Genomic DNA, 7,852 nt, shown 5'->3' with positions numbered 1-7,852 from the left:
CACCATCTATCGCGTCTGCGCGCTCGGCCCGCTCGCCGAAGCGCTCACCACGGGACATGAGTGCGCAATGAGCAATTGCGGCCCGGGTACGCCTTTCGGCGTGATGACACGTCACCGTACCTGGATCACGGGAATCGGCACATCGATCGAAGCACTCACCCAGGTGCACCACGCGGAGGACGTTCTCGGAGATGAATTCCCGGTGCCTCGCGGCGCGAACAGGCATGCGTTGGAGGTACGCATCCGTGACGGCGAGGTTGTCGTGCCCTATCGGCTGCCCGGCGGCACGCCGCTCTGGCGACGCAATATGTCGCGATTGCGCAGGCTGCTGCCTGCGGAGCATCTGCTGGAATGGAGATTCCATGGCACCGAGATATTTGCGATACGCGCCGCGGATGTCACCAATGGGCTCATTGCCGCTGCGCAACGCGGCGAGACGATTTATGAGCCGCCGAAGTAGCATTGAGCACGAGATCGCACGACGTCGGATAGGGTTCTGTACCACAGTTGCTGCCCCGTCCTGGCTCGCTGCGCGTAACCGTTTAGCCCCCACTCAACATCCGTAACCGATTGAATCGCATTGGCGTATGTCTGCAACAAAGCCGGGGCCGGTACCCCACAGATGCTGATCGCCAACCAAGAAACAACGAGTTACGAATGCGGGAGCAGGAGACCGCACGTTCTTCACTCCTGTAACCTATTGATAAGCAAGGCTCTAGGGGGGCTAAACGGTTACCGCTGCGCAGCCCTACCAGGGCAATCTGTCGCTTATCGTGTTCGACGCACTGCGCAGGACCGCCTGCACCGCCGACCCTTGGAGCGCCGGATAATCCCGAACGGCGAAGTCGGCAGCGCCGATATCGCCGTGCGCGGACCAGTCCCCGAATGTCTTCACCTCGAAACGATCCGTATGGTCGGCCAAATAGGCGCAGACGTGTTCAAACCGCTGCTGGATCAAGCGGTTGATTAGCATCCGCTTGGTCCTCTCAGGCGTAGGATTGTCGCGCGACGATGCGCGCACAAACTCGAACGGATGCGTGAGCAGTACCACGTCCGTCATGCCCAGCGCCTGTGCCTGATCCAACATCGCCGTCAACTCCGACGCGGAGCAGGCGGTGATCTGCAAGGGACGAAATCTGGGCGATCGCCCCGGATGCCGGTCGAGGAAACAGGTAGCCGGCGACTCCCACACCCCCTCCGCCCGAATCCAGCCGCACGGGCGGCGGTATTCGGGCTCTTTTGGCTCGCTGATGCCGACGCAGATATTCGAGGACAACGGAATCCCGCAATTCGCCATGGCGCGAAACACGCTGCGACCACAGGAAAAGGTCCCCGTGCGCAGTGCGAAGGGGGCTCTGCCCGTCCAGCCGCGAAAGATCTCGACGCACTGCCCGAACAGATCCGTCAGTTCTGCTTCCGTGTAGTCGGCGCAGTCATCGGACATGCGCTCGGCAGGGTCCGGACTCGGCGGACCGTCGCGGAAATTGAACCAGGCGGGATGCACATGCAGTTGCACGTCTTGGCCGGCGCTGAGCAGCTCCTCGACATAGCGACCCATCGGCTCTGCGCCGAAATACTGCGTCTGCGCCGCCTCGACGAAAAAGGTTGCCGTCTGACCATAGCGGGACAGTGTACGCAGCAGGAACCCGAGGCCCTCACTGCGCCCGCCGACGTCGCAGGCAACAAAAGAATCGAGCAGCGGCCTAAAGCCGTCGGCGTAGCGATGGATCGAGCGCGCCACCGAGGCTTCGACATCAACGGTTATATAGACTCTTGTCTTCATCTGGACAGTTCCGACACGAATGATTGTGATCAGCGCCGCAGGATAACGCCGATTGGTGGGCGACTTCCCGCCCCGGTGGCGCGCGGGCTCGCCGCCGTCATCGGCCGCACGGTTGTCGCAACGTCAACGCGCCGCGGGTAAGTCCGGGCGAACCCCAGAGGCTACGGTTGCTTGCTCCTGGATCACCGGTGTTTCAGCGCAGACTCGGATCGCAGGCGATCGAGTAGCGCCGCCGCCTGGCCCTCGGGGTCGGGGAAGCGGGCGATGTAGGTCTCGGCCCAGCGGATGGCGGCGGCGGTGTCGCCGCGCTCGGCGTTCAGGGTCACCAGCGCGAGCGCGATGTCGCGGTCGTTCGGATGCCGCAGGGCGGCCTCCGCCAGGGACGCGAGCGCCGCATCCATCGCGCCCGCACCTTGCTGCGCCAGTGCGTGCACATAGGCATAGCGCGGCTGCTCCGGGGCCAGCGCCGCGGCCCTGCCCAACGCGGCGACGGCCGCCGGCAGCCGCTTCGCGCGGACCTCCAGGAGCCCCAGCGCGTGCAGGAGGTCCGCATCGTCCGGGCTGCCGGCGAGGGCTGCTTCCAGCACCTGCCGGGCCGATCCGTCATCGCCGCGGGCGCGATGGAGGTCCGCAAGGTTCACCGCCGCCGGGGTGAAGTCGGGCTCCAGTTTCAGCGCTTGGCGATAGTCCTGCTCCGCCGCCTCATTGTCGCCGAGCCTGACCGCGAGTAGGCCCAGGTTGAGCCAGGCCTCGGCGCGCTCGGCGTTGGCCTGCTGCGCGGCGCGGTACTCGGCCAGCGCCGGCGCCAGTGCGCGACGCAGCGGTGATTCGCGCCCGGGGATGCTCGCCTCCAGCCGCGCGAAGGTCGCGAGCGCCTGCGCCGCGTCGATGCGCACGAGCCGCACTGGGTCGTCCAGCAGCCCGAGCCCGATGCGCACGGCGGCGTCGGGGCGCAGCCGCTCCAGCGCGCGGGCCGCGGCGGCGCGCAGCAGCGGTTCGTCGCTGTTGGCAAGGCGGGTCAGCAGTTCCGGGTCCAGCGGCATGGGCTGCTCGGCCAGCAGCTCCACGGCGGTGGCGCGGGCGATGGCCGGCGCGGCGGCGTCTGCGGCCAAGGCCGCGAGCAGCCCCGGGGCCGCCGGTGCGCGCTCGCGTCCGGCCTGCAGCGCCGTCGCGTAATGCGGGGGCCGCAGCGGCTGGCCGTACCAGGCGGTCACCTGATCAGCCGCCCAGTCGGCGCTCTGCTCGGTATGGCAGCCGTTGCACGCGTTGGGCGTGCCGAGCTGCACGCTCAGGTCCGGTCGCGGGATGCGCAGGCTGTGGTCGGCGCGGGGGTCGACTACCATGTACATCTGCTCCGGCATGTGACAGTCCACGCACGCCGTGCCGCTGCCCTTGCGCCCGGCATCGTCGCCGTCGCCGTCGCCGTCGCCGACAGGATGGTGATGGTGCTCAACGGTTGCGTAGCGCGCCGGCGCATGGCAGCGGGCGCAGACGGCGTTGCCCGGCGCGCGAAGCTGCAGCGAGTGCGGGTCGTGGCAGTCGCCGCAGCTAACGCCGGCCTGGTGCATGCGGCTCTGGATGAAGGAGCCGTGCACGAAAACCTCGTCCAGGATCTGCCCGTCGGCGTGGTAAAGCCCTTGCGACAGCAGCGCGAGCCGGTGCGTGTCCGCGAGCGGCGCATCCGGCCCGTAATCGGCGTGAATCTGCCCGCGGCGGGCGTGGCAGCGGGAACAGGTGTTGAGCTCGGCATGGCTGGTGCGCGGCGGCTGCCGACGCGGCAGGCCGGTGGTTGGATCCTGCAGCCAGCTCGCGCTGCCGGCCGCGAGGTCAACGGCCAGCCCCTTGCCCGCGCTCCACGCGTCGGCGTCGTCGGCGTCGTCGGCGGTGGCGGCCTCGGCTTGGGCGACATGGTCGGCGCCGGGTCCATGACAGGCCTCGCAGGCGACGTCGATCTCGGCCCACGTGGTGTCATAGCGGTCGGCCTCGGCGTCGTAGCCCTTGGCTAGGCCCGTGGAATGGCACTCGGCGCACTGGTAGTTCCAGGTCTGGTCGCGGCCGGTCCAGTGCAGCGGGTGGCGGTGGTCGTACGCGTCCTCGTCCGGATAGAGATGGAACCAGCGCTGCCCGCCCTGCTCCGCCGGGCGCGTATCCCAGGCAATCCCAAGTGCCTGCACCCGCCCGTCCGGAAAGCGGACCAGGTATTGCTGCAGTGGCGTCCAGCCGAAGGTGTAGTGGATGCGGAAGTCGGCCGGCGCCCCGTCCGGGCCGTCGGTGCGTACCCGGTAGTCGCCGTCTTTGCGATAGAAGCGACTCGTGACACCGTGGGCGGTGAAGCTCGCATCGTCGAAGTCGCCCAGCACCGTCTCCGGCGTCGCCGCGGCCATGGCGAGGTCGTGATGGGAGCCACGCCAGGCCGCAAGCTCATCGGCATGGCAGGCGCCGCAGCGCTCGGCACCGACGTAGCCGTTTCCAGCGGCGAGGCCGGTTGCCCACAGTGCGAGCCAGGCCAAAGCCAGCCAGCGCAGCCGACGGCGTGCGCCAGCGTCAGGAGTCGGGCACATTCAGCTTCTCATCCGGCCGGCAGCGGCTGTAGGCAAAGGGCGTCTTGAACACGCCGCCGCAGCCGACCCCGTGCTGCCCATGCGCACCGCCGGCAGACCGGTCACGCGGCTGCCGCTCCGGGCATTGCAAAGCGATTCGGGCATCTTGGCTTTGTTTCTCGAGTATCGGCGATCGGCACAGCTTACCGCGGTCAAGCCACGTGCGGTTCACCGCGATGGGAAGGGCCGAGGGCTGAGGGCCAAGGCGGGCTTCCTCGGCCCTCGGCCCGCGGGCTTTTTGCCCCGGCGCATGTCCTGACTCGCTCCGAACGCTGGTGCAAGCAGGCCCGCGGCTGGCATCATCGCCCGCACCGGCCGGCGCCCTGATGCCCGGACCGCCCCACCACCGGGAGAACATCCTTGAGCAAGGCTTTGGCCGACGAGCTTGGGCTCGACGAGGGGCTGATTTATCTCAACCACGCGGCCATCGCGCCCTGGCCCCGGCGCACGGTGGCGGCGGTGCAGGGCTTTGCGGCGGCGCTCGGCAGCTCGGGCTCTCGCGCCTATCCAGAGTGGGTCGCGACCGAGCAGCGCCTGCGCGCGCACCTAGCCGCGCTGATCGGTGCCGAGGCGCCTGCGGACATCGCGCTGGCCAAGAGCACGTCGGAGGCGCTGTCGTTCGTGGCCCAGGGGCTGGACTGGCAGCCGGGGGACAACATCGTCGGCATTCGCCAGGAATTCCCGTCCAACCGCATCGTCTGGGAGGCGCTCGCGGAGCGCGGCGTCGCTTACCGCACACTCGATCTGGACACCAGCAGCGACCTGGAGGCGGACCTGCTCGCGCTCTGCGACGCCCGCACCCGGCTCTGCGCCGTGAGCTGGATTCAGTACGCACGCGGTTTGCGGCTCGACTTGGTTCGGCTCGGCGCCGGGCTGCGCGAGCGCGGTGTGCTGTTCTGCGTGGACGGCATCCAGGGCCTCGGCGCCCTACCCTTTTCGCTGGCGGAGGTCCCGGCGGACTTCATCGCCGCCGACGGGCACAAGTGGATGCTGGGGCCGGAGGGGCTCGCGCTGTTCTGGGTGCGCCCGGCGCTGCGCGAAAAGCTGCGCCTGACGCAGCACGGCTGGCACATGGTCGAGGACGCGGGGGACTTCGACCGCAAGGACTGGCGGCCCGCGGACAGCGCCCGGCGCTTCGAGGCCGGCAGCCCCAACATGCTCGGCATCCATGCCCTGGAGGCGAGCCTGTCGCTGCTGCTGGAGGTGGGGCTCGAGGCCGTCGCCGCGGCCGTGGCCGAGCGCGCGGACCGGCTCATCGAGCTCATCGACCGACACGGCCTGGAGCTGCTTTCGCCGCGCGAGCCGGTGCGGCGCGCCGGCATCATGACCTTCCGCGTACCGGGCACCGACAGCCAGGCGCTCTACCAGGCGCTGATGGCGGCGGGCGTCATGTGTGCGAGCCGCGGCGGCGGGATACGCTTCTCGCCGCATGCCTGGACGCCGCCGGAGCAGTTGGAGCGGGCCATCGAGCTGACGCTGGCAGCGGCGCGGCGTAATGGGCGGCCGGCTTAGTGAAGAGTCAACAATAGCCGGTACACTCGTCGCAGCGGAACCCAACGTTGGGCTATGGCTATCGCCATCGCCATCGCCATCGCCATCGCCATCGCCATCGCCATCGACGGTGAACGACATTTGGACGCCACAAGTGTTTACAACTTCGACGCGGATTGAGCCGAATGCGGTTAGGGGTAGAATTTCGATTTGGATGTCGATTTCGATCCCGACCCCGATTTCGATAACGAATGGCTCATCTCAGTCTGCTTAGGTCGCAGACAGCCGACCCGGCAAGCACCAACCACAACCGCCGGGGCGCCCCAGGGCGCCCGGCGCACTCGCGAGGAGCCAGCATGTTCGAAGCCACCAAGGTCGGCCGCAGCGTCGGCAAAGACGAGTTCAAGGACCAGCGCGACGAGCTCCGCACGCAGCTCCTGGAGGCCCAGCGGCGGCTGCGGGAGAGCAACATCCCGGTCATCGTCATCGTCTCGGGGGTCGAGGCCGCCGGCAAGGGCGAGGTGGTGAACCGCCTCAACGAATGGCTCGACACCCGCGGCGTGCAGACCTTCGCGTTCTGGGAGCAGAGCGACGAGGAGCGCGAGCGCCCGCGCTGGTGGCGCTTCTGGCGCACGCTGCCGCCGCGCGGCGAAATCGGCATCCTGTTCGGCGGCTGGTACCTGGACCCCATCGAGCATCGCTTCCAGGGCCACTGCGACGATGCGGCGCTCGACGCCGAGCTCTCGCGCATCGTAGACTTCGAGCGCATGCTCACGCAGGACAACGCGCTTATCATCAAGTTCTGGTTTCATCTGAGCGAACCGGACCAGAAGCGGCGCTTAAAGGAGCTCTCCCGCGACGACCGCAGCCGCTGGAAGATGCTGCCGCAGAAGTCCAAGTTCTCCGAGCAGTACGCGCTGTTTGAGCACGTCGCCGAGCGCGTCATCCGCCAGACCGACCGCGGCATCGCGCCCTGGTACCTCGTGGAGGCGGAAGACACCCGCTATCGCGATCTCACCGTCGGCAAGACGCTGCTCCAAGCCATTAACGCCAGGCTGAGCCAGCAGGTAGTCACCGAGCCACCCACGGCGGCGGACCCGCTGCAGTTGCCGGAGTCGGCGAGTGCGCAGATTACGATCCTGGACCAACTGGACCTCACCCAGACCCTGCCCAAGGACGACTACAAGGAAGCGCTGAGGCAGCTCCAGCAGGACGTGAACGAGCTCGCGTGGACCGCCTACAAGGCGCGCCGCTCCACGGTGCTGGTGTTCGAGGGCGTCGACGCGGGGGGCAAGGGCGGTGCCATCCGCCGCATCACCAGCGCCGTGGACGCTCGGCTCTATCGCACCATGTCCGTCGCCGCACCAACCGACGAAGAAAAGGCCCATCACTACCTATGGCGCTTCTGGCGGCACGTCCCGCGCGCCGGGCACATGATCATGTACGACCGCTCCTGGTACGGGCGCGTGCTGGTGGAGCGCGTGGAGGGCTACGCCAGCGACTCCGCCTGGCGCCGCGCCTACAGCGAGATCAACGATTTTGAAGAGCAACTGGTCGAGAACGGCGCCATCCTGATGAAGTTCTGGCTCCAGGTCAGCGACGCCGAGCAGCTTGAGCGCTTCAAGGACCGCGAGAACACCCCCTACAAGCGCTACAAGATCACCGACGAGGACTGGCGCAACCGCGAGAAGTGGCCGCAATACAAGGCCGCCGTGAACGAGATGGTCGCCCGCACCAGCACCGAGTACGCTCCCTGGACCTTGGTGGAGGGCGACGACAAACAGTTTGCGCGCATCAAGGTGCTGCGCACCGTCTGCGACGGCCTGCGCGCCAGCCTCGCCAAGCCCAAAGGCGAGCTCGGCACCGGTGTCGTGCGCTGCGGCGACATGCTGCGGACCGACGACGGCGCAACCTGAGCAGCGGCGTCGGGCGGAGCGTACTCGACCAAGTGGCCAAGGGCTAAGGGCTAAGGGCTAAG

Annotated in this window: 5 protein-coding genes; 3 read left to right on the top strand and 2 right to left on the bottom strand. The window is 68.0% G+C overall.

Annotation, left to right across the window (positions count from 1 at the left end):
* Positions 1-460: AAC(3) family N-acetyltransferase (locus ML01_RS27805; protein WP_156427909.1), on the top strand; the 460-nt coding region annotated here is incomplete at its 5' end.
* 288 nt (positions 461-748) lie between these two features.
* On the opposite strand, the gene ML01_RS22055 is transcribed toward ML01_RS27805, so the two are convergent.
* On the bottom strand, positions 749-1,783 hold the full coding sequence (locus ML01_RS22055) for a hypothetical protein (protein ID WP_058557552.1): 1,035 nt from the start codon (positions 1,781-1,783) through the stop codon (positions 749-751).
* Between the two features lie 182 nt (positions 1,784-1,965).
* On the bottom strand, positions 1,966-4,344 hold the full coding sequence (locus ML01_RS22050) for a tetratricopeptide repeat protein (RefSeq protein ID WP_082674543.1): 2,379 nt from the start codon (positions 4,342-4,344) through the stop codon (positions 1,966-1,968).
* A gap of 399 nt (positions 4,345-4,743) precedes the next feature.
* On the opposite strand from ML01_RS22050, the gene ML01_RS22045 reads away from it, so the two are divergent.
* Complete coding sequence (locus tag ML01_RS22045; RefSeq protein WP_254045356.1) at positions 4,744-5,895, top strand: aminotransferase class V-fold PLP-dependent enzyme; 1,152 nt, start codon at positions 4,744-4,746, stop codon at positions 5,893-5,895.
* Between the two features lie 335 nt (positions 5,896-6,230).
* Positions 6,231-7,790: a polyphosphate:AMP phosphotransferase gene (gene pap / locus ML01_RS22040; protein ID WP_058557550.1), complete on the top strand. Its 1,560-nt coding sequence runs from the start codon at positions 6,231-6,233 to the stop codon at positions 7,788-7,790.
* Positions 7,791-7,852 lie beyond the last annotated feature (62 nt).

It is taken from the genome of Thiohalocapsa sp. ML1, assembly GCF_001469165.1.
Taxonomy (GTDB): Bacteria; Pseudomonadota; Gammaproteobacteria; order Chromatiales; family Chromatiaceae; genus Thiohalocapsa.
Note: the sequence above shows the minus strand (reverse complement) of the source record. Positions and strands in the feature narration are given on the sequence as shown.